General features: G+C 50.4%; 16 protein-coding genes and 1 tRNA gene. 7 read left to right on the top strand and 10 right to left on the bottom strand.

Translation table 11 applies throughout. From position 1 onward, the window contains the following. Positions 1 to 5: 5 nt before the first annotated feature. Positions 6 to 956 (bottom strand): hypothetical protein, encoded by a 951-nt coding sequence (locus tag ABD852_RS10180; RefSeq protein WP_345028382.1) that lies wholly within the window; start codon positions 954 to 956, stop codon positions 6 to 8. A 649-nt stretch (positions 957 to 1,605) separates the two neighbouring features. Here ABD852_RS10180 and ABD852_RS10175 point away from each other — a divergent pair. Then, positions 1,606 to 4,653 (top strand): two-component regulator propeller domain-containing protein, encoded by a 3,048-nt coding sequence (locus ABD852_RS10175; RefSeq protein WP_345028380.1) that lies wholly within the window; start codon positions 1,606 to 1,608, stop codon positions 4,651 to 4,653. 19 nt (positions 4,654 to 4,672) lie between these two features. Beyond that, positions 4,673 to 5,461, top strand: a complete 789-nt coding sequence (locus ABD852_RS10170) for a LytR/AlgR family response regulator transcription factor (RefSeq protein ID WP_345028379.1) — start codon at positions 4,673 to 4,675, stop codon at positions 5,459 to 5,461. Positions 5,462 to 5,595: 134 nt separating this feature from the next. Here ABD852_RS10170 and ABD852_RS10165 read toward each other — a convergent pair whose 3' ends face one another. Then, positions 5,596 to 6,225 (bottom strand): DUF4377 domain-containing protein, encoded by a 630-nt coding sequence (locus ABD852_RS10165; RefSeq protein WP_345028378.1) that lies wholly within the window; start codon positions 6,223 to 6,225, stop codon positions 5,596 to 5,598. A 339-nt stretch (positions 6,226 to 6,564) separates the two neighbouring features. Here ABD852_RS10165 and ABD852_RS10160 point away from each other — a divergent pair, with 339 nt between their 5' ends. Then, positions 6,565 to 8,931 carry an ABC transporter permease gene (locus tag ABD852_RS10160; RefSeq protein ID WP_345028377.1) on the top strand — a complete coding sequence of 789 codons (2,367 nt, stop codon included), beginning with the start codon at positions 6,565 to 6,567 and terminating at the stop codon, positions 8,929 to 8,931. Between the two features lie 54 nt (positions 8,932 to 8,985). Here the strand turns inward: ABD852_RS10160 and ABD852_RS10155 are convergent, their stop codons facing one another. From ABD852_RS10155 to ABD852_RS10130, 6 genes are all read right to left on the bottom strand, one after another. Then, a complete protein-coding gene (locus tag ABD852_RS10155; RefSeq protein ID WP_345028376.1) occupies positions 8,986 to 9,759 on the bottom strand; it encodes a LytR/AlgR family response regulator transcription factor in 774 nt (257 codons plus the stop codon). Between the two features lie 12 nt (positions 9,760 to 9,771). Beyond that, positions 9,772 to 10,902, bottom strand: coding sequence for a sensor histidine kinase (locus ABD852_RS10150; RefSeq protein WP_345028375.1), 1,131 nt, complete (start codon positions 10,900 to 10,902; stop codon positions 9,772 to 9,774). 6 nt (positions 10,903 to 10,908) lie between these two features. Continuing rightward, positions 10,909 to 12,333 carry an efflux transporter outer membrane subunit gene (locus ABD852_RS10145; RefSeq protein WP_345028374.1) on the bottom strand — a complete coding sequence of 475 codons (1,425 nt, stop codon included), beginning with the start codon at positions 12,331 to 12,333 and terminating at the stop codon, positions 10,909 to 10,911. A 12-nt stretch (positions 12,334 to 12,345) separates the two neighbouring features. Then, positions 12,346 to 15,486 carry an efflux RND transporter permease subunit gene (locus tag ABD852_RS10140; protein WP_345028373.1) on the bottom strand — a complete coding sequence of 1,047 codons (3,141 nt, stop codon included), beginning with the start codon at positions 15,484 to 15,486 and terminating at the stop codon, positions 12,346 to 12,348. Between the two features lie 23 nt (positions 15,487 to 15,509). Continuing rightward, positions 15,510 to 16,640, bottom strand: coding sequence for an efflux RND transporter periplasmic adaptor subunit (locus ABD852_RS10135; protein WP_345028372.1), 1,131 nt, complete (start codon positions 16,638 to 16,640; stop codon positions 15,510 to 15,512). Positions 16,641 to 17,073: 433 nt separating this feature from the next. Beyond that, entirely contained in the window at positions 17,074 to 17,442 is a 369-nt protein-coding gene (locus ABD852_RS10130; RefSeq protein WP_345028371.1) for a hypothetical protein, read from the bottom strand. Between the two features lie 19 nt (positions 17,443 to 17,461). On the opposite strand from ABD852_RS10130, the gene ABD852_RS10125 reads away from it, so the two are divergent. Continuing rightward, positions 17,462 to 17,941 (top strand): transposase, encoded by a 480-nt coding sequence (locus ABD852_RS10125; RefSeq protein WP_345028370.1) that lies wholly within the window; start codon positions 17,462 to 17,464, stop codon positions 17,939 to 17,941. Between the two features lie 104 nt (positions 17,942 to 18,045). On the opposite strand, the gene ABD852_RS10120 is transcribed toward ABD852_RS10125, so the two are convergent. Both ABD852_RS10120 and ABD852_RS10115 read right to left on the bottom strand, forming a co-directional pair. Then, a tRNA-Glu gene (locus ABD852_RS10120) sits at positions 18,046 to 18,117 on the bottom strand. A gap of 199 nt (positions 18,118 to 18,316) precedes the next feature. Beyond that, entirely contained in the window at positions 18,317 to 19,729 is a 1,413-nt protein-coding gene (locus ABD852_RS10115) for a BNR-4 repeat-containing protein (RefSeq protein WP_345028369.1), read from the bottom strand. A 454-nt stretch (positions 19,730 to 20,183) separates the two neighbouring features. Here ABD852_RS10115 and ABD852_RS10110 point away from each other — a divergent pair, with 454 nt between their 5' ends. From ABD852_RS10110 to ABD852_RS10100, 3 genes are read left to right on the top strand one after another with little or no spacing between them, the layout of a single operon-like run. After that, positions 20,184 to 21,737: a sodium:solute symporter family protein gene (locus ABD852_RS10110; protein WP_345028366.1), complete on the top strand. Its 1,554-nt coding sequence runs from the start codon at positions 20,184 to 20,186 to the stop codon at positions 21,735 to 21,737. 59 nt (positions 21,738 to 21,796) lie between these two features. Beyond that, entirely contained in the window at positions 21,797 to 22,732 is a 936-nt protein-coding gene (locus ABD852_RS10105; RefSeq protein ID WP_345028365.1) for a dihydrodipicolinate synthase family protein, read from the top strand. A gap of 21 nt (positions 22,733 to 22,753) precedes the next feature. Next, positions 22,754 to 24,142, top strand: a complete 1,389-nt coding sequence (locus tag ABD852_RS10100; protein WP_345028363.1) for a DUF3748 domain-containing protein — start codon at positions 22,754 to 22,756, stop codon at positions 24,140 to 24,142. The last annotated feature ends 182 nt before the right edge of the window (positions 24,143 to 24,324 follow it).

The raw sequence follows: 24,324 nt of genomic DNA, 5'->3' as shown, positions 1-24,324 counted from the left end.
ACGGATTACTGGATCACGATATAGCCGTTTACATTCTCGTTGTCGTTTAAGGGGTTGGGACTTACATTCCGCACGCCGTAGCCGAACTTATAGTTGCCGGCGGCGATGTAGCCATAGGTTCCTGATGCCAATAGCGGGTCTCCCGGAGGGACTACTTTCAATGCACCGGCTACTGTATACAGCTGCCTGGCTTGTACGGAGGCGACTGAATTATAAGCCGCGGGGCTAAATGACACGACAAGGTTGTCGGACATTCGTCTATAGACCGGGCCTATTCCTACCCCGTTACTGGAAATGGTAGCACCTAAAACTCCCATTAAATTAACAACAACCGTCTGTCCGGGATATACTGTTATTTCGGGTGACTCATAAATGGCTTGAAACCCCAAATTGCTGGCTGACGTGTTGGAGAGGGGGCTTGCAACGTACATAATCTGTGCAGCCGGCTGCGCCTTCCACGCGCTGCCGTCCCATTTCAGCAGGTCCCCTGATTTAGGCGTATTGGTGTCGATATAGTGCCCGCCTATGTTAATGGCATTGAGCGCTTCGTCGGCAGCGAAGGCGTAAGGTACCGTTACCAGGCCCTGGGCGCCCATGTCTACAAACGTGCCATTGTTGTTGATGTCCAGTTCTACCTTCAGCGACTCGACGCTGGTCGTATTGTTGGTCCAGTTGATGGCGTTGAAGCTGCCGGTGGTAGCAAGCGCTCCGGCGCTGCCGATCTGTACATTAAAAAGTCCCAGCGCGTTGGTCGTGACTTGCCGGGTTTCGGAATAAATAACGGCATTGCCGCTCGCGCTATTGATAACGCTGAGTCTTACCTTGATACTCTGACCGGCAATTGCCTCCCCGGTATTCTTACGTGCCACGGCCTGGTAATTGATAGCCTTGGGCATTTGCGCCACGGCTATGCCGGCGGAAAGGAGACAAATAAAAAGGGTAATGATCGTTTTCATAAAGGATCTTAATGCTTGCTTGATAGTTGGGATTTTTGGTAAAGTTCTTCTGACGTACAGGGTTTGTCCTAATTTACCTGATTGAAGCATGCATTTTTCCTGCGGAAGTGTGGGGGATGGGAGGATGTAGTGATGAGTTGAGGAATGGATGTGGTGATTTGTTGATAAGTTAATGTGGGAATGGATAGATATGGGGGTGGTTTTGTGGGGAGTTGCCCGTAGAAAAAATATTATATTTGGCGGCGTGATATCGGGTGGGTGGGGCTGCTGATGAGCCGGGTATAACCGGTGCCGGTTAGTGGTTCATTACATACTATTGTGAGATTTGTTGCATACTTTTTTGGAAAGGAAGAACGAGATTGTTGAGTTAAGTACTGATTTCTCTTTGCCGCTTATTGCCTATTGTGCCCTCCTGGAAGAGGGGTCAAAACAGGTGGTTGCGCATCAGTTATTAAGATCCGGCACTTCGATTGGTACGAATGTGAGAGACGCCAAAAAGCGCTGAGAGCCGCACTGATTGTGCATAAGCTCAGGAAGTCTGCCAAAGAAGCCGGAGAAGCTGCTGGACGCACTATACGAAAAATCAGAAAATTGCCCGAATTCCCACATGAAAAAGAAAACATAATACCCATCGCCCTATTTCCACATCATGAAAATCTTCCTTTCAGCAATACTGTTTATTGTCGTAACACAAGCTATACTGCCTGCCCAGATCTATCATTTTAATAAGCTCACAGTAGAGGAGGGGTTGAACGATGGCGATATGCACGCGATCGGCCAGGATAAGTACGGGTATATGTGGTTCGGGTCACTGGGCGGGCTAAGCCGGTTCAACGGCCGCAATATGGAGTGGTTTACGCACGTGCCCGGCGATACGAGCTCTATTCCCGGCAGTCTCGCCCTGAGTATGGCGCTCGACAGCAGCGGCCGCCTCTGGATAGCCTTTGAAACCGGCCTTGTTGAATACCGGTACGGAACGTCCTCTTTCCGGCGGGTTGCCGCTGCGGGCGAGACCAGGATCGATAAACTGCTGCCCGTCGGGAAGAGAAAGCTGTATATGGCTACGGATAAGGGGTTGGGGGTGATGGATGTAAACACCGGAATGGTAAAGTATTACCGCGATGTAGCAAAAGACCCGGAGCAGAAGGAGTGGTTTCGTACCAGGGTGTTTTCGATGGCAAGCCATGGCGACCTGCTCTACCTTTCCGCCTGGAAAGGGATATTCGTGTTTGATACGGTGACGGAGAGACTGGAAAAAATAGATATCCCGCAGTTGAAAGGCGTGCTCACCAGTTCGGTAGCGGTAGACAGCCGGGGGAACCTTTGGCTGGGCTCATATGGGAGGATACAGTTGCTGAAGATACCTTTGACCGGGGACTATCAGAAAGAGGCCGGGCAGAAAGCCGTTAGCTATGACCGGTTCTTTTCGTCGTCGGAAAAGATTATTAACAACAATGTAAATGCTATCGAGACCGACATACACGGCAAAATATGGGTGGCGACTTCGATCGACGGCTTGCTGGAATACATGCCCGAAACCGATAGCTTCAGGCAGCATGTTCATAAACCCGAGCTGAAAGGAAGCCCCTCAGGCGATTTGCACCGTTGTATGTTCCGCGACCGGGATGGCCTGATCTGGCTGGGCGGCAACCAGGGGATGAATTATTTTAACCCGGCGAGGACGTTCTTTACCACCATTATGCCCTTCAGCCGGGATCTGGATACCCGGCACCGCCGGATGGCCCGTGACCTGACAGAGGACAGAAACGGCAATTTGTGGTTTGCCACGCTCGATGGGGTCAGCAGCTATTCTCCGGAGACTGGTGCGTATACGGAGTGGAACAACAGGCTGGGGCAACCCGCAGCGCTGTGGAATAATTCCGTGAGGGGGATACACCGGGATAAGAAAGGCGATATCTGGATAGCGACAGGAGGCGGGATCAATCGTTTTTCCACCGGGCAACGCAAAATGGAATTTATCGGGAACGAGGTACTGCCCACCGTATTCTACTTCGGTATCAGCGAAGACAGGAAGGGGAGATTGTGGTTCTGCGGGCGGGACAAAGACGGGTTCTACTGGTATGACCCGGACACGGATTCCAGCGGCGGAATATCAGCGCATCGCCATCTTAAGGTGTTTTCGGGCCTGGGCGGCCGTTATTTTATGGAAGACTCAAAAGGACGTTACTGGCTGGGGACAAATGGCGGCGGGCTTGGCATGTACGATCCTTCGGCCGGCCGGACGAGGCTTTGGACGACCGGCGACAGTACACCCGTTATTTCAGGCAACAAGGTGATCGAGATCCGGGAAGACAGGCTGGGATGGGTCTGGGTAAGCACTGATTTGGGAATTACGGGTATTAGCCCTGACCTGAATCATTACAGGACTTTTACTGCAAAAACCGGCCTTCCCGCCAACACCACGGCCGCCTTGAGAATAGATAGCCTGGACCGGATATGGGTGGGGACTACCCGTGGGATTACGATGATCGACAGTAGCCGGAGCATGTTTACTACGTTCGGGGTCAGGGACGGCTTGCCCGCCGCCACCTTTTATGAACATTCAGGATATCGGGCTGTAAATGGTGATTTTATCTTCCCGTCTGTAAACGGTTACGTGAGGTTTGACCCGCTGAAGTTCAGGGAAGATAACAGCCCACTGCGCTGCTACCTCTCGGAAGTAAGGGTTTTGAACGAAAAATATCCCGTGAAAGGAGAGCCGAGTGAATTGAAGCAACTAAGGTTTCGCCCGGATGAAAATACCTTTACACTGGAGCTTACGGCGCTTCACTATGAAAATCCGGGGCAGGTCTGGTATGCATTCAAGCTGGACGGATTCGATAAGGAATGGACCTATACGCAGCAGTACCGCGCGCATTATACCAGGGTTCCGGGGGGGAATTATACGTTCCGCTATAAAGCTACCGTCAACCCGGCAGGTTGGGATGTGCCCGAAAATGTCCTTGCGATAACTGTGGATACCGTTTTTTACAAAACGGCGTGGTTTTTGACCCTGATTGTATTGATGGCGGGCATGCTGCTGTACGGCGTCTATCGCTACAGGCTGCAACAACAGCAGCAGATGCTCGAGCTGCGCGGAAAGTCCCAAATGCTGGAAAAGGAAAAGGCACTGGTGATGTATGAGAACCTGAAGCAACAGCTCAACCCGCATTTCCTGTTTAATTCATTGACCTCCCTGCGAAGCCTGATCCGGGGGCGGCCGGAAATGGCCGGCGACTTCCTGGACGGCTTAAGCCGCATTTACCGGTATATATTGAAAAACCGAGAGAAAGAAACCGTGCTGCTGAGTGAGGAAATCAGTTTTACTGAAACTTATATAAAGCTTCAACAGACCCGTTTCCCACGGGGATTTTATGTCAATATGCGTATCCGGCCGGATTGTCTCGACCGCAAGATCGCGCCGGTAACGCTGCAGAACCTGGTGGAAAATGCGATCAAGCACAACCTTATCGACGCAGAATCGCCGCTGGTGGTCAATATCTTTACCAAGGACAATTACATAATAGTAGAAAATAACCTGCAGCCTAAAGAATTTGTGGAGACGAGCAACCGGCAGGGGCTGCAGCACCTGCATTCACTGTATGCCTACCTGTCGGACCAACCACTTGCCGCCGGGAGCCGGGAGGGCTTCTACCGGGTGAAGGTTCCCCTGATAGGAGGGGAAACAGCGGAGTAGCGACAGACGAAAGTAACGAATGAAAACGATGAAAATGCGCGCAGTAATCATAGAAGACGAAGAGCTTATAGCACATGAGCTGAAGCAAAAGGTCAGGGAAGTGGCGCCTGACCTGGAAATAGCCGCGACATTGCCGAGCCTGAAGGTGGCGCGCCGCTGGCTGATGCAAAATGCCGAGCCCGACCTTTGGCTGATGGACGTACAGCTTTCAGACGGAGTCAGCTTCAAGCTTTTCGAGGAGTTCAGCCTCGGCGCACCGGTTGTGTTTACAACCGCGTACGATGAATATGCCGTCAGGGCTTTTAAAGTCAACGGCGTAGATTATTTGCTGAAGCCGATTGAAAATGATGAGCTTGCAAAGGCTGTCGGGAAATGCCGGGACATTATAAACACCCGGCAGCAATACCCGGCTGTGGTAAAGGATTTGCTGAAAAGCCTCCAGGGAGAAGGTCGGTCAGGCTACACCCGGTACAAACAAAAATTCATTGTACATACCCGCGACGGCTGGCGTCCGGTCAATACCGATGCTGTGGCTGCGTTTGAAAAAGACACCCTGTATTATCTGCATACTTTCAAGGGAGAGCGGTTTATTCTCAGCTTCGAGAGCATGGATGAAATAGAGGAATTACTGGACCCTGGCCGGTTCTACAGGGCAAACCGTCAGTGGATCATCAGCTCCGAAGCCATTAAGACCGTCAGGCCGCTCGATAACTTTAAGCTGGTCGTTACGCTTAGTCAGCCCGCCAACCGTCAGATTGATATCAGCAGGGAGAAGGCTTCGGCTTTCAAAAAATGGCTGGACCGCTAGCGGGCTATAACCAGGCAGACGCAGCAGACGACATTAGGGAAATATTTTTCTGAATTAGCTACCAGACTTGGCGCCTGGTCAGGATTATCCGGGGGTATTTACTACCACTTTAGCCCGAAAGATCGGACGAACAGTTATTTTTTTAGCCTGGAGACTTCCTTTACCAGGGTATACTTTATCCCCGGGGCATCGGCAGGAGGATTGTCCACCCTTTCGCTTTTTACCACAAGTTCATACTCATAGCCCGGCTCATAGTTGAATCCTTCGATAGTATCGTAAAACAATTCCCATTCGCCCCCTTCTTTATCGAATTTCACCTGCATACAATCTTTTTTCTGCACACCTGCGGTACAGGGCCGGGTTGCAGCGGCAATAACCAAGGTTTGCTCACCATAACGGATGGCTTTAACCGACTTGAACAGCGACTTGCCGTCCCTGGTCAGCTCAACCTCGTCGCCCTTCCCGCGCAGTTCATAGTGGTCATTTTTGTACCAGATACCCGATGCCGCCCTTTGACCAGCTAATTCTATGGTTTCCCCCTCGAACTGCAACGTAGCGGTGTTTTCGGTATTATTGAAGGTCAGTTCCAAAGGGATGCCTTCCTTGCTCAGGGCAGTGCTTTTAACAATTCCATCCGGATCTACATGGCTGTGCATTTCTTCGCGCGAATGCCCGTCAGCTTGCTCCGCTGAGTTCTGTTTATTGTCGTTGCAGGCACTTAAAACTAAGGAAAGTATTATCGCCCCTAAAAAAATCTTAATCATAGCATCTGTGTATATTCTAGGGTAAATATAATAAACTATGAGGAATCAGCCTTAAACCGGAGGCTGCCCGTAATTGGTATATTCTTATAAATACCAATATCACCAAGCCCTGCTAACCTTCCCTTTCCAGTCCAAAAAACTGTACGGTTCCGAACAAAACTGTATGGTTCCGTACAGCCGGAGCCTTCTCAATAACCGTAATTCTTTGCGATTATCGCATGTTTTACGATGGCACAGTATTTTTTTGAATATACTCCAGCGGAGTGTGAGCGCGCCAAGCGTTGACTGATTTATCTGGTAGCAATTCGCTTGTATGCCCATTTTAATATTTACCGGCCCATGATAAGAAACTATTTCAAAACCGCCTGGCGAAACCTGGCAAGCAACCGGTTCTACAGCCTGATCAATATCATAGGACTTGGTGTGGCCATGGCGGCCTGCTTTGTACTCTTGCTGTACGTTTATTTTGAGGTCAGCTACGATCACCAGAACGAGAAGCTCGGCCGTATTTATAAGGTATACACCAACTTCCGGAACAACGATGAATGGTCGACGGGCAAATACAGTCCCTTCCAGGTTGCCGGCGTGCTGAAAAAAGACTTTCCTGCCGTGGAGGAAGCTGCTGTTGGTGTCGGCCCCTGGAAAACGCTGTTCAGCGTCGGCGACAAGCAGGTCAGACTGGAGACAATGGCAGCTTCCGCCTCACTGTCGGGGATCTTTACCTTCCGGTTTTTACCGGGCAGCCCGCAGTATATACCGGCCGATGCCTCATCGGTAGTCATTACCCGGTCTGCCGCTGAAAGGTTGTTCGGCGATGAAAATGTGATCGGCCGGACCCTCAAGCATAATAACAAGTACCTCCTGAAAGTGGCGGCGGTGATGGAAGACCTGCCGGCCAATTCATCCCTCCGGTTTGAGGCCTTTATCCCGTTGGAAGTGTTAATCGCACAGGAGCCTTCGGTGAAAGGACAGGGCTGGTACAACTATAGCTATACCAACTATCTCCTGGTAAGAGAAAATACGGACATAGCGGCGCTTAACAAAGAAGTCGGGGGGATCTTGTTGAAGTACGACGATAACAAAAACAACAAGCTGTTCATTTACCCCTTTGCGGACTCCCATTTGTATGATGAGTTCAAAAACGGGCTTCCCGAAGGAGGGCGTATCCGCATGGTCCGGCTCATGCTGATCATGGCCGGCGCTATTTTGCTGATCGGCTGCATCAATTTCATGAATATGAGTACCGCACGTTCTATGAAGCGTGCCAGGGAAGTAGGAGTCCGTAAAACCGTCGGCGCACCGCGAAACTTATTGATCGCACAATTCCTGGGTGAATCCATGCTGATGGCTGCTATTTCGTTCATATTTGCGCTTTTACTGACCATAGTCTTGCTCAAGGCTTTTAACAGCCTGCTGCAATTGGAGCTGTCCATTCCTTACGACCATCCCTGGGTCTGGCTTATCGCAACAGGGGTGATCGTATTTACCGGCTTTATAGCCGGCAGCTATCCGGCATTTTTTCTTTCTTCGTTCCGGCCGGTAAAAGTGCTCAAGGGAAGCATAACCGGCGCAGGAAGGGCGTCGGTACGGCCGCGACAGGTATTGGTAATTGTCCAGTTTTCTTTCGCAATATGCCTGATCCTTTCCAGTATAGTCATCTACCGGCAGGTACAATATGTAAAAAACCGTCCGTTGGGATATGAAAACAAGGGGCTCATCGAGTTTTCTCCGGAGGGTAACCTGTATCAGAACTTCGAAGCTTTTCGCCGGGAAGCGATTAACGCTAACGCCATTGTGGACGGAACCCTTTCCGCAAGCGGTATCAACGAGTCGTTCGGTTCGACCTGGGGAGTTACCTGGCCGGGCCAACTGCCGGGAGAGGAAAAGCTCATGATCAGCCAGATGGCAACTAATTACCATTTTGTCTCCACGATGGGATTGACCCTCACACAGGGCCGTGATTTTTCTGAAGCCTATCCGTCGGACTCGGCTGCCCTTATTTTAAACGAAGCGGCTGTTAAGATGATGCGACTGGAGCAGCCCCTGGGCCAGACAATAAAATGGCAGGGGACCAACCGGTATGTAGTAGGCGTAGTAAAAGACTTTAGCTACAACAGCCCTTTTGATCTTTCAAAACCAATTGTCATCGGGTTCAGGAAGGACTGGGCCGAAAATATCACGCTGAAGCTTAACCCTGGCCTCCCGGTTTCCGAGAGCCTTGCAAAACTGGATCAAATTCTGGGAAAAATGAATCCGGGCTATCCGTTTGACTACCGTTTTACAGATGAGATTTTTGCCGGGAAGTTTCACGCCGAGCAAATGCTGGGGAACCTGGCCTTGGCATTTACTGTTCTTTCCGTCCTGATTTCCTGCCTGGGCCTGTTCGGCCTGGCTACCTTTTCTGCCGAGCAGCGGGAAAAGGAAATAGGCATCCGCAAGGTACTGGGCGCCAGCATCGGTAGTATCTGGCTGGGCCTTTCCAAAGAATTTGTAGGCCTGGTGGGTATAGCCTTTTTCATCGGTGCAACAGGGAGCGCGTACTTCATGAAGCAATGGTTGATGAAATACGAATACCACACCAACGTAAGCCCGTTGATTTTGATAGCTACCCTGGTGCTTGCCGCGCTGATCTGTTTGCTTACCGTAAGCTTCCAGGCTATGCGCGCCGCGATAGCCAATCCGGTGAAGAGCTTGAGGGCTGAATAACAGATTAAAGTCGGGTCCCGCACCCGCGGTGTCGTTTCGCGAGAGGCGATTAACCTATCGGTTCAACCATTGTTTGAAAATTGGAGCTTTATCTTTACTAATAATGACTTCCACCGGCGCCTGTCTGCAGACCCATACTTTCAGCTTGCTGTTAAAGAAGTTATGAATACTTTGAATGCCGTTTACATGGATGATATACTGCCGGTTCGCACGGAAAAAGTATTCAGGTGAAAGTTCTTCTTCCAGTTCTTCCAAAGTATAGGGCACCATCGTCTGCTCGCCGTTTTTAAGTGCGGCATAGGTGATTTTTGATTCTGAAAAAAAATATTCGATATCCTGCACCAGCAGCGTTACGTAACCGTCCCGGTACGGTAACAAAAAGCGTTGCCGGTAAGATTTTGCCTGTTTTTTATAAAAACTGAGAATGTCTTCATAAAGAATGGGAGGTTGTGCGACGGGCCTCGGGTACAACTGATCGAACTTGTCGAGCGCCTGCGCCAACTCTTCACTGTCCACCGGTTTAAGCAGGTAATCAATGCTTTTGACCTTGAAAGCCTGCATTAAGTACTCATCATAAGCCGTCGTGAAAATGATGGGACTGGTCACCTTCGCCCTCGGGAAAATGTCGAAGCAAATGCCGTCGGCGAGGCGGATATCCATAAAAATAAGCGCAGGCGCCGGATTACTCAGCAGCCAGTCCACACTTTCCCGCACTGTGCCTAACACAGCCAGCACCTCGTGATCCGGCCGGGCAGACTGGATCATTCGTTGCAGCCGGTTCGAGTTCGGTTGTTCGTCTTCGACGATCAGTATCGACAATATATTCATATGAAAAAAGCGTCACCCATCCTGTGGATCATATTGAGGATAATCGAAAACAGGCAAATCCACCCAGAAAAGGGTTTCATCGGCCCCAACTTTCGGCATTTCGCAGGAGAGAATCTTGTAGCGGTTGTTGATATTTCCCAAACCTAAACCCGTGGAGGGCAGTGGATTGGGCAGCGGCTGCAAATTGTTCGAGACCCGTAAATGGTTTTCTACCTGCGAAATATAAATGGTAAGTGGCTCGGTACGGGTTGCGCGGTTGTGTTTGATCGCATTCTCGATCAAAAGCTGCAAGGTAATCGGCGGTATCCATTTGGATAATAGTCCATTATCGATCTCAAACTGAATATAAACCTGCTCGCCATGGCGAATCTGGATAAGGTATTGATAGGCCTTTACAAATATGAGTTCGTCTTTCAGCGGTACCAGGTCCTGTTTCAGGTTCTGGATCATGTAGCGGTACACTTTCGAGAGTTTATCCAGAAAGCGCGAAGCCTTGGCGGTATCTTCCAGAATCAGCTCCGACAAAACACTGAAATTGTTGAACAAAAAATGCGGATTGAGCTGCAATTTGAGAGACTGCAGCTCGGCTTGTAATGCGACTTCATTCAATTCCATCGCCCTCACTTTCAGCTCGGCAGCTTCTTCAAGCGTATTTTTCCAGCGGGTCAGTAAAAAATAGCCCGTATGTACCGTGCTGATCATCAGCGATACGAGCAGACTGATCACAAAAAACTGCCAGGTTTCAAGCTCCTCCTTCGGTGTGAGTTTGCCGGGATAAATCCAGGTATACACCTGATTTTCAACGAGCAGGATACTCGCGCTGGCCAGTAGCGTCAGCATGACCTGCATCAAAAACCGCAGCAAGGGGGAGCTTGACCACGGCAAGTACTTTTCCAACCCGTCCGCAATACCGATGCTCGATTCGATGATCAGCCAACTGAAAAAGAAACTCGCCAACAGGTCGAGCGTGAATTGCCCGGTCGTCTGCATCGTGCATGCCGACCACAACACGTTCCCCGGATTGATCAGGTAGTACAACCCGTGTACCCCCAGCAGGACTACCGGCGTGAGCGCCAGCCGGATAAACCGGCGGTACACCTTACGGTCGAGATTGAGGAAGAAAGTGGGCACTCGCTTTTTCATTTCCGCTTATTTCCAGCCGCCGCCGAGGGCGCGGTACAGTTCGATAATCGCATTTGCTTTTTCACGTTCGAGCAGGGTCACGTCCAGTCGCGACTGCAAATAACTGCTTTGCGCGGCGATTATTTCCAGATAATTCGCCTCGCCATTTTTAAACAAAATTTTCGCAGAACCGATTCCCTCACTCAAAGATTGCCTCCGGTCCGTCGCAATCGCCAGTTGCTCTTCCAGTTTCCGGTTGGCGACCAATGCGCTGGACACTTCGGCATAGCCCGTCAAGACCGCCTGTTTGAAGCCGATGGCGGCTTTTTCCTGTTCAATGACAGCTTGTTCGTACGCTGTTTTTAACTGTCTGCGCTGGAAAACAGGCTGTGTCAAACCGCCTGCTGCATTCCAGAAAACCGATCCGGGAAACGCAATCCAGTTGGCGACATTGAAAGAAGTAAGCCCGCCTTGTGCGGTGATGGTCAGCCGCGGATACATGGCAATTTGCGCCAGCCCGGCCCGCGCATTGGCTGCGCGAAAGTTGAATTCCGCCTGCTGCACATCCGGCCGGGCCGCGAGCAGCGACACGTCGTAGCCGGACTTTGGATCGATGTTAAATTCGCCTTCCTGCTCCGGATTGCGAATAATCGCCTTCGCGTATTGTCCGGCGAGCAGGCCCACCGCGTTTTCCTGCTGGACAATGCTTTGTTCAATCTGTGGGACCAGCTGCCGCGCGGCGTCGAGTTGCGCTTTGGATTGCTGGATCGCCAGAAGTGAAGCCTCGCCCACGCGGTACTGCGCGTTGATGATCGTCAACGTGCTGTCTGCGAGCTGTTGACTGTTCCGGGCAATACGCAGTTGTTCGTCGAGCATCAGCAAATTATAGTAGCCGCTGGCGATATCCGCTACCAGGCGCGTCTGAATGCCTTTTTTGATTTCCTGATTTTGTAAAAAAACAGAAAGCGCTTCCTCTTTTTGTGTTTTTACTCTTCCCCATATATCGATCTCCCAATTCACGCCAAGATTTAAGTTAAAATCATTGACGCTCAGCCTCCCGATAAATGCTTCATTTCCAAGGCCGGCGAAACTATTACGGGCAGATTTGTTACGTGTGACTGCAAGCTGAGCATCAATATCAGGCAGGTAATTAAGCTTTACCTGGCGCATGGTCGTCCGGGCGAGCTCAATGTTTTTGATCGCGGATCGCAAGTCGTTATTGTTGACTAATGCACTGTCAATCAGCGCGCGCAAAGTTTGATTATTGAAAAAACTACTGAGCGAAGGCAGCGTCCGGTTGAGCGAATCCGCGCCGCCCTCCAATCGGGCCTCCTGCCCCGCGGGAACCCGAAACTCCTGTGGCAACGCCACATCCGGTTTCAGCTGCTCCTTACCGGGCCGGCAGCCTGCCAGCACGAGCAAGGTAATGGATATGATAGGATTGTACTTCATGAATGTCAGATATTAAGCTTTGGCCGGAGCCACCGGCGTTGGTTTGCTGCTGAATTTTTCCTGAATCGTTTGAAAAACCACGAACAACAGCGGGACAACAAGCAGGCCAAGCACTACGCCCGTAAACATTCCGCCTGCAGCGCTTGTACTGATCGACCGGTTGCCCGCCGCAGACGCGCCAGTGGCAAACATCAGCGGTACCAGACCGGCGATAAATGCCAGCGAAGTCATCAGGATCGGGCGAAAACGCTGGCGTGCACCTTCAACGGCTGCTTCGACAATGTCCATTCCGGACTTCCGCGCTTTCAATGCAAACTCCACGATCAGGATCGCATTCTTGGCGAGCAAACCGATGAGCATGATCAAACCGATCTGCACATATATATTATTGGTAATGCCCGCCGCACCGATCGCCAGGTATACGCCGAGCAAACCCGTCGGGATCGAGAAAATGACAGCCAGCGGCAGCAGGTAGCTTTCGTATTGTCCGGCCAAAAGGAAGTAGGTGAAAATCACGCACATCCCGAAAATCAGGACCATTTGTCCACCCGATTCTTTCTCTTCCCGGCTCAGGCCGCTCCATTCGTAACCAAAGCCCGCGGGCAGTTTTTCGCTCAAAATCTGCTCCGTCGCATGCATTACCTGACCATTGCTGAAACCGTCTTTGCTTAGAATATTCACTGTAATGCTGCTAAATAAATTGTAGCGGTTGATTACCTCCGGCCCATATACTTTGCGAAGCTTCACCAGGTTTCCAACCGGGATCATTTCGCCGTTGCTATTTTTGACAAAAACCTGGTTCAGAGAAGCTTCGTCCATGCGATACTGACCTTCCGCCTTCACATTAACCCGATAAAATTTACCAAAGCGAACAAAATCACCCGACTGGGCGCCGCCATAAAAGAGCTGCAAGGTAGTCATCACTTCGCGTGGCGTGGTGCCGAGCTGGAATGCCTTGTCTTCGTCCACGACCACTTCCAGCTGCGGAAAATCACTGCGGAAAGTCGTAAAAGCGGCGCCTACCGCAGGATTTTGATTCAAAGCAGCGATAATGTCCTGTGCTTTCGCATTAAATGCGTCGAGACTGCCGCCCGTCTTGTCCTGTAACACCAGTTCGGCTCCGTTCACGCTCCCGAAACCTTCCACAGGAGGGAAGCGGAACAAGGTCAGGTCGCCCTCTTTCACACTTTGCAGCCGCCCCGTCATCGCTTCGATAATCTTATCCATATCCTTGATGTCGCCACGATCATTAATGGCTTTCAAGCGGATAAAACCAACTCCGTAAGACGGCCCGGCACTGTTGCTCAGCAAGTTAAAGCCCGAAATGCTGGTCACTGATTCGACTTCCGGCATTTTTTTCAAAGCTGCGTCTATACGATGCAATGCAACCGTGGTAAATTTTAAATTATTCCCCGGCGAAAGCGACAGCGCATACACCAAAAAGCGGTCGTCCTCATTCGGTACAAAATCTTTCGGAGCGCGGTTCATCAGGAAAACGGCAAAAAAAGTGACGACGGCCAACAGTCCTAATCCCAGCCATTTCCTGGCAATCAGGAACTGGATGCTTTTTACATATTTGGATGTAAAACTTTCAAAACCAGTGTTAAACGCTGTGCTGAAACGCCTGGCGAAAGTCTGCTTTTCGGCGCCTTCGTGATGCGGTTTCAAAAGCAATGCACACAATGCCGGGCTGAGCGTCAATGCATTAACCGCGGAAATTAAAATCGCGCTGGCAAGCGTAAATGCAAATTGTTTGTAAAAAATCCCCGCCGGACCGCTCATGAATCCGACCGGCAAAAACACCGCCGACATCACCAATGTGATCGACAAAATCGCCCCGGTAATTTCCTGCATGGCCGAAACCGTCGCCTCTTTGGCGCCCAGATGTTCCTTCTCCATTTTGGAATGCACCGCCTCGACGACCACAATCGCATCATCGACCACAATCCCGATCGCGAGTACCAATGCAAAGAGCGTGAGCACATTAATTGAAAAACCAATCACATTCAGGAAAAAGAAAGTACCGATGATCGCTACCGGCACCGCGATGGCCGGGATCAGCGTCGAGCGCCAGTCTTGCAAAAAGAGGAATACGACGATGAAGACCAGGATAAATGCTTCGATCAGCGTCGCTTTTACCTGGTTGATCGACTGGTCGAGCCGCTCTTTTACGCTTTGGATAATGTCGATTTTAACGCCTTTCGGGAAAGTTTTGGCACTTTCGTCGAGCTGTTTGCGAACTGCAATTTCTATTTCGTTTGCATTAGAACCGGAAACCTGCTGGATCGCGAGCGTCACCGCCGGGTTACCATCTTCCTTATTATTACTGTCGTAAAATGCCGAGCCGAATTCAATACGCGCCACGTCGCGAAGGCGGAGCATGGAGCCATCGGGCTTGGCTTTGAGGATGATCTGTTCAAAGTCCTCCGGGCGGTTGAGCTTGCCTTTGTACTTGATAATGTACTGTAAAGGCGCCTCGGATTCTTCGCCCAGTTTTCCCGGCGAGGCTTCCAGACTGCTGTTTGAAATCGCAGTCTCAATGTCTTGCGGAACGAGGCTGTTCACAGTCATTTTCTGCGGATTCAGCCAGATCCGCATCGCATAATCCTTCACCCCGAAGACCTGCACATTCCCGATTCCGGGAATCCGTTTCAGCGCGGGCGTAAGGTTGATCTTCGCATAATTTTGCAGGAAAAGCTCATCGAATTTCGTCGAATCCTCGCTCAGGACGTTGAAAAACATGATGTTGCTGTTTTGCTGCTTGGTGGTGGTGATCCCGGCGCGGGTTACCTCGGCCGGGATCTGGCTGTTGACCTGCGCCACGCGGTTTTGCACATTCACCGCCGCCTGATCCGGGTCAGTTCCCTGGTTGAAAATCACCTGGATCGAGAACGAACCGTCGCTACCTGCGGTCGATTTAATGTACTGCATTTTCTCGACGCCATTAATAGCCTCTTCGAGTGGGGTGATCACCGAGCGCGTCACGCTTTCGCTGTTACCTCCGGGATAAGTACCGGCGACGAAAACCGTGGGCGGAGCAATGTCCGGGAACTGCATGACCGGCAGCTGCGTGAGCGAAATCAGCCCGAGCAGCACCAGTACAATGGAAATCACGGTTGCCAAAACCGGTCTGTGTATGATATTTTGAAGCATAATCCTGAAAAACTAAATGGGAATTACCGGCTAGCGGGCTGTACTTTTTCACCTTCCTGCACCAGCGCGGCGTCTTTGGCAATAATGCGGTCGCCTGCATTCAGGCCGCCTGCGTGGATGAAGTTGTCGCCACTTTTTCCGTTGGTTTGAATGGCAATTCGCTCGGCCTGATTCGCCTTGTTAAGCCTGAAAACAAAGATTTTGTCCTGAATATCCGTTGTGGCTTGTACGGGAATCAGTAGTACTTTCTGGTGGGTTTCCGGCAAAATGATCTTACCTGTATTGCCCGAGCGCAGCAGATAACGCGGATTGCTAAACGCAGCACGGACGCTGATACTACCCGTCCCGGTGTCAAATTTCCCGTCAACCATCTGGATTTTGCCAGGTTCTTTGAAGGTATTCCCGTCGGCCAAAACGAGCTTTACGTCCGGCAATTTTTGAATGGTAGCCGTGAGTGACTGGTCGGAAGTCTGGCTGAGCCGTAGAAAGTCCTGCTCGGTCAGAGAGAAATAGGCGTACACCTCGCTGATGTCCGACAACGTAGTCAGCGGTTCGGCGTCGGTCCTCGAAGTAAGGTTGCCAATTCGTTTCGGGATGCGGCCAATGTAGCCGCTCACCGGCGCTTTGACCAGCGTAAACCCAAGATTGATTTTTGCCGAAGCCACCGCAGCTTCCTGTAAGGCGACATTTGCTTTTGCGATTTCCATGGCAGCTTTTGCCGTTTTCAGCTGAAATTCGGAAGTCACGCGGCTCTGGCTGAGCTCCCGGAATTTTTCTACCTGTAAACCGGCGCTGGTCACCTCCGCTTTGGCAGCGGCCAGGCCTGCCTCTGCGGAATTCAGGGCTTCCTGGTAAGGCGAGTCCGCAATCTTGAACAGCAGCTGACCTTTTTTTACGAATGCACCCTCTTCGACGAAGATTTTTTCCAGATAACCATCAGCCTGCGGGCGAATATCGACATTGACTTTCCCTTCAATGCGGGCCGGATAATCCTGGCTCACGGTTACTGAGGTGTCTTGTAAAGTTGTTACAATCCGCGTTTGCGGAGCGGCCTCTTCGGCGGGTTTTTCTGCTGATGAAGTACAGCCTACGAGTATAAATATTGAATATAGGAACGCTGCTGTATAAAGTGCTTTTTGATAATTAAACGACATGTAATCTTTGGCTAATAACGTGACATTGATTTCCAAAAGTAATTACACGATTATGTTTGGTCGAGGATCTGCTAACCCAATCGACAATAAACGAGTCTCAAACTACAATAATCGACACCGAATGAAGACGGGAAATCGTGCAGGGCGATTACATCGCTTTCCATCGCTTGTTCGTCAAGTCAAACACTATTTGAGTGTGAGCGTAATCCTATTTCATTGTCAGTTTATCATCTTCATACGAAGAGTCGGACCATCCTTGTTTTCCCGGCCCAAAATAATTTCAAACCTTCTGTTTCCATCTAGCTAGACAGCAGCCTGGTAGTTTACGATTTTCTTAGCGACATGATTGAGAGGGTATTGGGTTAACAACATCCTCTATACTTCAAGCTAGTCTTTTTTCAAGGTGAGAGCAACAAGCCGTGGCTATTTGGAGCTACTCTTCTCCATAAGATGTTATTGGAACTCTGAACTTGCCATTTCTGACGGTTATGGTGTCATACTTGATAGGGTGGCCGTATTCAACAAGAGCTACAGCGTCAAATTCGAATGTACCAGCGACTTCACTCTGTGTTAAGCTGGTAATTTCCAAGGTGCCCGAATCAACCCGACCGGGAAGAGGAATTGTGTTTTCCCCTTTGGCCAATAGGACAGCTGCTGCATCTACAAGTGGATCAGGAGATAATATATAAGTGGCGAGTTTGAACTTCCCTCTGGAGGCGGGAGGGAATAGCGATAGTTTTATGCCATAGTTTTTTCCATCCGAAACCGGTTGTTTCGTTTCTCCGTCAATAACAAGGCGCATTGAACAGGAAAATCAGGAAATGGAGCTTGCCCGGGAAACTGGAAATCAGCATGTTCTGGAAGTATTTGCCAACGGAGACTCTTTAAAACAACTACTAGCCAGAAGTCGTCATTTGTTATTTAAGGATGAATCAAAATGGACACCCTCCCAGTCTCATAGGGCTGAAATTCTCTTCCGATTGTACCCGGTACTGCAAACAGCCTACCGCTTAAGTCGGAACTTGTCGAATATTTTCACGACAACCAAAGAAAAAGGAGTTGCTTTTACACGGCTGGCACAATGGTATAATCAGGTCGAAATAGCTGGTTTAAAGTCATTTGGAACACTGGCCAGAACGATTCAGAATCATTACACGAACATCCTTAATTATTTTGATAATCGATCAACCAATGCCTCGGCAGAATCTTTCAATGCAAAAATAAAGGCGCTGAGGAGTCAGTTCAGGGGAGTCAGAAGTATTCCGTTCTTCATGTTCAGGCTGGCTAAGATATATGTATAAACCTCCCCCCAGAAATTACGCTTGATCCCGCTTGATCCGTATTTTGGGAGAATAGAGCGGGCACTCCAAAAAGCACAAAAGCCCCGCATTGCTGCGAGGCTTTGTGACCCATAGGGGAATCGAACCCCTGTTTCAACCGTGAAAGGGTCGTGTCCTAACCGCTAGACGAATGGGCCGACTGGTACTCCTACTTCGTAGCGATTTGTGACGCTCTCCTGAATTCACTAGGCGTTTCGTTCAAACGCGGTGCAAAGGTGTGCGGTTTTAATTTAAGATGCAAGCGGCGTTGCGAAAAAACTTGAGGTATTTTTTTGGCTGGTCCGGTAAAAGTCTGGTGTACTTAAAGTTACCGCAAAAAAAATTTTCTGACTTTTTTTACTTGACCTTCACCGGAAGTTGCTCGTCAGCCACCATGTCATACGGAAGCTGCCATACATTGCCCTTGCTGTCGCCGAAATACAGGAGCGATTCGCTCATTTTGTCGGGATTCCCGTCGGCCCAGAAATAGCGGAAAGGGTCGGTGCCGCCCATCACTTTCCGTACGTAGTTGTGGTTTCGTTCGCTGCGCCGGGTGATCTGCTTCACTCGTGTCCAGCTTTTGCCTTTATCGGTGCTCGTCCACATCACGACCTCACCGCCGGCGCCCCATTGCTGAGGTGTATTTTCGGTAGGTGCAATGAAGGTCCAGGCCGGTCCGTCCGTGAAAAGGCTGCCCGTGTCGTAGTTATGGTCCGACGTCGTGATCGGGTGATTTTCCCAGGAGGTTCCGTTCCAATGCAATACGTACCACTGCCGCGGACCGTTGACAGGGCCCGGCTCATGACCCGGCCCTGCCAGGTAAAGCGCTACGGGGTTTCCCTTTTCATCAAAGCTGACGTCTTTGATGTATACATTTTTGCCTTTGCTGAAGTATTCCATTACCAACGCAGGCGAATCGGTCTTGTCCTGGGGGAGAGGCAGGGTTTTTCCTTCAATGGTGGTCCAGGTTTTGCCGAAGTCGGTGGTCTGCATGTAGTAAATATTGGTTCGCAGATCCACATTACCGTCCGGGTGCCAGTTGAAGAAAAAGCAGATTTTTTCGCCCCACTGCCCACTGATCTGGTAGTGCCCGCTGTTTTTATCCCCGGGGCGCTTCATGCCGGCCAGCTTCCGGTCTTCACTCCAGGTCATACCGTCGGGCGAGGTCTCAAAGTAAAGTTCCCGCGTGCCGGTGTATTTGGTGAAAAGGTGAAGAAAGCCTTTGCCCGTTACGTATTTGGGTTGCGGGTAGGTCATTTCTTCCTCCCGGACCTGGTCGAAGCCATCTACGGAGTAAGGGAGTTTGCTGCGGTATTTGTAACCCATGCGCGACCGTCCCCTGCCGCTTACAAACACCCAGATATGGCCTTTGTCGTCCATAGCGATCGACGGGTTGTCGTGCGGATCTTCAACTCCCAGTTTGTCGAAAACGATCGTCGGGCGCGTCACCCTGCCCGTTGCATGGTCAAAAACGCCCGCCATACAAAGCAGGTACTTGTCATGCGGACCAGTGGTGCCGCCGTACACGAAAAAGGTTTTATTGACTTTTTCGGCATAAATCGCCAGCGGGATATGCTTGGCCGTGTAAGTAGCCAGGCCGCCGGAATATTTGTCTCCATAATCCGAGCGTTGCCCCAGTGCAAACCAGATGCCTTTATAGCCGTTTATCTTTTGATTGTGTATTGTGCTTTGCGCCCGAAGAGCCGGTTGATAAAACAGGCAAAAGCAGCTAAAGAACAGGAGTTTTTTGAAAAAACCGGTGAGCGTCATAAAGATCGTGTCGATGGGTAAGTTTTTTGGGATTGGAACTGTATTTTTTTGAAGGCTGCTAAGATAGTGTTTATTGTGCGCTTCGCCTCCTTTCTGCGTTGTGCCCGACCGTTTCGTTCATTTTCGATATACCTATACCAAAATCTTATCAGAATTCTGAAATAACAGTTTTTGCTGTCTATTCTTCCATAGTTTTAAGTGATAGGTTAATTGTATTGAATGTATTTAACTGAAAATGAATATTTTATATTGTCGTTTGTAGAATGGATTGACATTTACTACAGGCGTGCCTCCGGATATGTTAATTTAATATAATGCTTTTGTTCAATATGATCTATGATAGTATCCTACAATAAATTGCAAAAAAGATAAAATAAAAGACCCCGGCAGAGAGGTACTTTTGTGGACCAATCCGGGTAATACTTTCCATAAGACATCTTCTCATTTTTTTAGTATGAATAACTTACCCTTTATTGACCTGGCGATCATTGGTGTTTATTTGCTTTCGATGGTGCTGGTAGGTTTCTATTTTTCAAGGAAATCACAAGGGGCCGAGCAGTTTACCAAGGCCGGAGGCGCTATTCCGGGCTGGGCGATCGGCCTTTCTATTTATGCAACGTTCCTGAGCAGCAACACTTTTCTCGGCGTTCCGGGAAAGGCCTTCGGTTCCAACTGGAATGCTTTTGTTTTTAGTCTGTCCATGCCGCTTTCCGCCTGGGTGGCGGCCAAGTATTTCGTGCCTTTCTACAGGACCACCGGTGAGGTTTCAGCCTATACGCATTTGGAACACCGCTTCGGCCCCTGGGCCAGAACCTACGCGGTGGCCTGTTTCCTTTTGACGCAGTTGGCGAGAATGGGTTCAATTTTCTTCGGGATCGCTCTGAGCCTCCAGGCCCTGACCGGGATTTCCATGAGCACCATCATGATCGTGGTCGGGATCTGTATTATCATTTATACGGTATTGGGTGGAATTGAGGCAGTTATCTGGACTGAGGTGGTGCAGGGCGTCGTGAAAACACTCGGCGCATTGCTGATCATGTACCTGGTCATACAGGGTGTGCCGGGCGGGGTTTCCAAAATTGTTGAAATAGGCAAATCGGCCGATAAATTCAGCCTGGGCAGCTTCTCTCCCGATTTTACCAGCTCTACGTTCTGGGTGATTTTGTTGTATGGTTTTTTTATCAACCTTAACAACTTCGGGATGGACCAGAATTATGTTCAGCGTTATCATACAGCCCGTTCCCCAAAAGAAGCGGTTTCTTCCATCTGGCTTTGCGTGTGGCTGTATGTCCCGGTTTCACTCGTATTCTTTGCTATTGGCGCATGTTTATTCGCCTACTTCCAGGTACATCCCGAGCTGCTGGAGGTAGTAAAAGGGCAGGCAGCGGCCGAAAGGCTGCCTGCGGGTGCGTCCGCCCAGGAAATAGCACAACTGGCGGCTACGCTTCAACCGGCCGACTACGGCGACAAGGTAATGCCCTATTTCATGGTTAATAAAATTCCGACCGGGCTGGTAGGATTAATCGTTTCGGCAATTCTCGCGGCAGCCATGAGCACCATCAGCTCCGGTATGAACGCGTCTGCTACCGTGTTCTCGGAAGATATTTATCAGCGGTATTTCAACAAAAGCGCGAATGACAGCCAGAAAATGCGGGTGCTTTACATCGGTACGGTATTGTTTGGCCTGGCAGGTATGATCACCGGCATCGCAATGATCGGTGCGAAGAGTATCCTGGATATGTGGTGGGAGCTCTCCGGGATTTTTGCGGCCGGTATGCTCGGGATTTTCCTCCTGGGGATGATCAGCAAGCGAACCAACAGTCATGAAGGTCTCACGGCTGCCCTGATCGGTATCCTCGTCATTCTCTGGATGACTTTGTCCAAGTATATGCCCGAAGAATATGCACAGTTCAAAAATCCGCTTCATGTCAACATGATCATCGTGGTCGGTACGCTTTCCATTTTCCTGGTAGGGGTGATCCTGACAAAAATGAGGAGGAAGGCGTGATGCCCGTCCGCATAAAAGTTTCAAGTAATTGTTTTAAAAGGTTCTATTGTTAATTAGTTATGTCGCGTAAAGGAAAATATATCCCCGTAATGATCACTCCGTTCAAGGAGAACAAGGAAATCGATTACAAACAGCTGACGGCATTGACGGAGTTCTACCTGAACGCCGGGGCAAAAGGGCTGTTTGCCAATTGTCTATCGAGCGAAATGTTCGAGCTGTCGGAGGAGGAGCGGATTCAGATTACCAGGCATGTAGTGGACGTGGCCGCCGGTGCCGTGCCCGTTGTCTCTACGGGTACTTTTGGGGGCGAGATCAGCAAACAGGCAGATTTCGTGAAGAAAATTCATGAAGCAGGAGCCGATGCGGTCATTGCCATTACCAGCTTGCTTGCCGCCGAAAATGAATCGGACGACGTACTCGACGCGCGGGTTGCAGAGCTGATTGAGCGTACCGAAACCGTGCCCCTGGGATTTTATGAATGCCCGGTGCCCTATAAGCGCGTGCTGAGTCCTGAGCAATTGAAAAAGTACGTCGACACAGGTCGCGTGGTGTACCACAAGGATACTTCGCTGGATATAGCGTCCGTAACCCGGAAGGTACAGCTTACCGAAGGCCAATCATTTGAGCTCTATGACGCCTATATGGTGAATGCGGTATCATCGCAGGTAGCGGGTGCAGCGGGTCTGTCCTGTATCCAGGGTAATTTTGTCCCGGAGCTGGTGGTATGGATATGCGATCATTTTGCCGATGCGGCGAAACAGAAGGAAGTGGATATCGTACAGCGGTTCTTTGTGGACAACATGGACGTAATGCACCATGTATACCCCATTATTGCCAAGTATTTCCTTCAGAAGAGAGGTTTCGATATCGGTCTTGCTACCCGGCGCGACGTAGGTGTTTTTACCCCGGAAATAGCCCGCGACCTGGATGCGTTTTACGACAGGTACCAGGCTCTGAAAGCCGAAATCGGATTGACAGACATCCAGTTTGCTTAGGACCCATTCAAAGTCAGCGCCATGACTTTCACCCGAAATTTTAAAATTGTGCAGGCCGTTCTGCCTTTGCTGGTTACTGCCTGCACTACGCAACCGAGTATGAAGTCTTATCAGGAAATTCAATTGACCAATGACCTTTCGGGGCATTGTATCAACTCCACGGCTGTTTTTTCGCCAGATGATCAATGGATCGTATACGATTCAAGGCTCGTTGACTCCGGTATCGGCGCTGCCGGTGAAGTTGCTATGGTGAATACGCAGACCGGCGAAATAAAAACGCTTTATAAAACAAAGAATCAGACAGGTTTCGGGCCCGGAGTTGGGGCGGTTACGTTTTCACCCAAGGGCGACCGTGTGCTGTTCATCCACGGTGTGCGCAACGCGAATGAAGAGAAACCTTATTCGTTCACGCGCCGTACCGGAGTTGCCGTGGACATCAACCGGCCGATGGTGCCCATCTTTATCGATGCCAGAAACATAACCCCCCCCTATACGTCCGGAGCGCTCCGCGGTGGGACTCACGCCCATACGTGGAGCAGCGACGGATGGATCAGCTACACCTACAATGATTACCTGCTGGAACAAAGCGCAAAAAATGGCGGCGCTGCGAAGGATCTGAGAACCATCGGTATTTCGGTCCCCGGAAAACCGGTATCGGTGACTGACGACGGCACTGGTGAAAACAATAGCGGGGAAATGTTCTCCCTGATTGTTGCAGAAGTAAAGGACAATCCCCAGCCGGGTTCCGACGAAATTGACAAGGCGTATGACGAGTGCTGGATAGGAAGCAACGGTTACCTGCGGCCCGATGGTGCAAGGCAGCGTCATGCCATTGCTTACCAGGGAAACACGCGGGACAAGGACGGGAACCTCAAAACTGAGATTTTTGTCGTTGATATTCCGGAAGATATCGTCGAAAAGGCCGACGTTTTTGAGATTTCGCCTGATTCCGGTACCCGGCTGCCGGTTTCCGGGGCACTGGTAACTCGACGTATCACCGATCTGAAGCAGGGCGTGAGCAATACGCCGCGCCACTGGCTTCGCTCATCATCGGACGGCAGCCTGATCGGTTTCCTGGCGGCCGATGACCAGGGAATTATCCAACTCCATACGGTATCGCCCAATGGCGGGCCTGTGAAGCAGGTAACCCGCCTGGAATCTTCTATTACCAGTCCTATTAATTTCAGCTTCGACGGCAAGCGTGTGGCTTATCTTTCGGGTAATAGTGTTTTTGTGACTGATGTTGCAACGGGCGCTACCGAGAGAGTGAGTCAAAAATATCCTGAAGAAAGCGCACCTACCGGGGCGGTGTCCTGGTCGCACGATGGCAAGACGCTGGCGTATAACCGCCATCTGCCGGCTGCCGACGGTAAAACTTATCTGCAGGTTTTCCTTCTGAAAGAAAAGTAAACGGTTAACCGGAGGGATTTGGTGCAGGGAGCGGGAGATCCCTCCGCTGCGGTCGGGATGACCCTCCGGTTGGAGCGGCGCTAAACCTGTTGTTGTCAATGGTAGCGCATCTGCCGGATGGTCATTCTGAGCGGAGCGCAGCGGAGTCGAAGGATCTCCTGTTGATATAAATACACCCTCTC

Origin of the sequence: Ravibacter arvi (assembly GCF_039540405.1) — a bacterium.
GTDB classification, from domain to species: domain Bacteria; phylum Bacteroidota; class Bacteroidia; order Cytophagales; family Spirosomataceae; genus Ravibacter; species Ravibacter arvi.
The sequence above is the reverse complement of the archived record's forward strand: the minus strand, read 5'-3'. Positions and strand labels throughout refer to the sequence as shown.

Excerpts from the sequence above, each read along its gene's own strand:
- ABD852_RS10180 (WP_345028382.1), bottom strand. The coding sequence starts at position 956 with ATGAAAACGATCATTACCCTTTTTATTTGTCTCCTTTCCGCCGGCATA.
- ABD852_RS10145 (WP_345028374.1), bottom strand. The coding sequence starts at position 12,333 with ATGAAGTACAATCCTATCATATCCATTACCTTGCTCGTGCTGGCAGGC.
- ABD852_RS10150 (WP_345028375.1), bottom strand. The coding sequence starts at position 10,902 with ATGAAAAAGCGAGTGCCCACTTTCTTCCTCAATCTCGACCGTAAGGTG.
- ABD852_RS10105 (WP_345028365.1), top strand. The coding sequence starts at position 21,797 with ATGTCGCGTAAAGGAAAATATATCCCCGTAATGATCACTCCGTTCAAG.
- ABD852_RS10175 (WP_345028380.1), top strand. The coding sequence starts at position 1,606 with ATGAAAATCTTCCTTTCAGCAATACTGTTTATTGTCGTAACACAAGCT.
- ABD852_RS10160 (WP_345028377.1), top strand. The coding sequence starts at position 6,565 with ATGATAAGAAACTATTTCAAAACCGCCTGGCGAAACCTGGCAAGCAAC.
- ABD852_RS10140 (WP_345028373.1), bottom strand. The coding sequence starts at position 15,486 with ATGCTTCAAAATATCATACACAGACCGGTTTTGGCAACCGTGATTTCC.
- ABD852_RS10155 (WP_345028376.1), bottom strand. The coding sequence starts at position 9,759 with ATGAATATATTGTCGATACTGATCGTCGAAGACGAACAACCGAACTCG.
- ABD852_RS10110 (WP_345028366.1), top strand. The coding sequence starts at position 20,184 with ATGAATAACTTACCCTTTATTGACCTGGCGATCATTGGTGTTTATTTG.
- ABD852_RS10100 (WP_345028363.1), top strand. The coding sequence starts at position 22,754 with ATGACTTTCACCCGAAATTTTAAAATTGTGCAGGCCGTTCTGCCTTTG.
- ABD852_RS10135 (WP_345028372.1), bottom strand. The coding sequence starts at position 16,640 with ATGTCGTTTAATTATCAAAAAGCACTTTATACAGCAGCGTTCCTATAT.
- ABD852_RS10165 (WP_345028378.1), bottom strand. The coding sequence starts at position 6,225 with ATGATTAAGATTTTTTTAGGGGCGATAATACTTTCCTTAGTTTTAAGT.
- ABD852_RS10125 (WP_345028370.1), top strand. The coding sequence starts at position 17,462 with ATGGAGCTTGCCCGGGAAACTGGAAATCAGCATGTTCTGGAAGTATTT.
- ABD852_RS10170 (WP_345028379.1), top strand. The coding sequence starts at position 4,673 with ATGAAAACGATGAAAATGCGCGCAGTAATCATAGAAGACGAAGAGCTT.
- ABD852_RS10130 (WP_345028371.1), bottom strand. The coding sequence starts at position 17,442 with ATGCGCCTTGTTATTGACGGAGAAACGAAACAACCGGTTTCGGATGGA.
- ABD852_RS10115 (WP_345028369.1), bottom strand. The coding sequence starts at position 19,729 with ATGACGCTCACCGGTTTTTTCAAAAAACTCCTGTTCTTTAGCTGCTTT.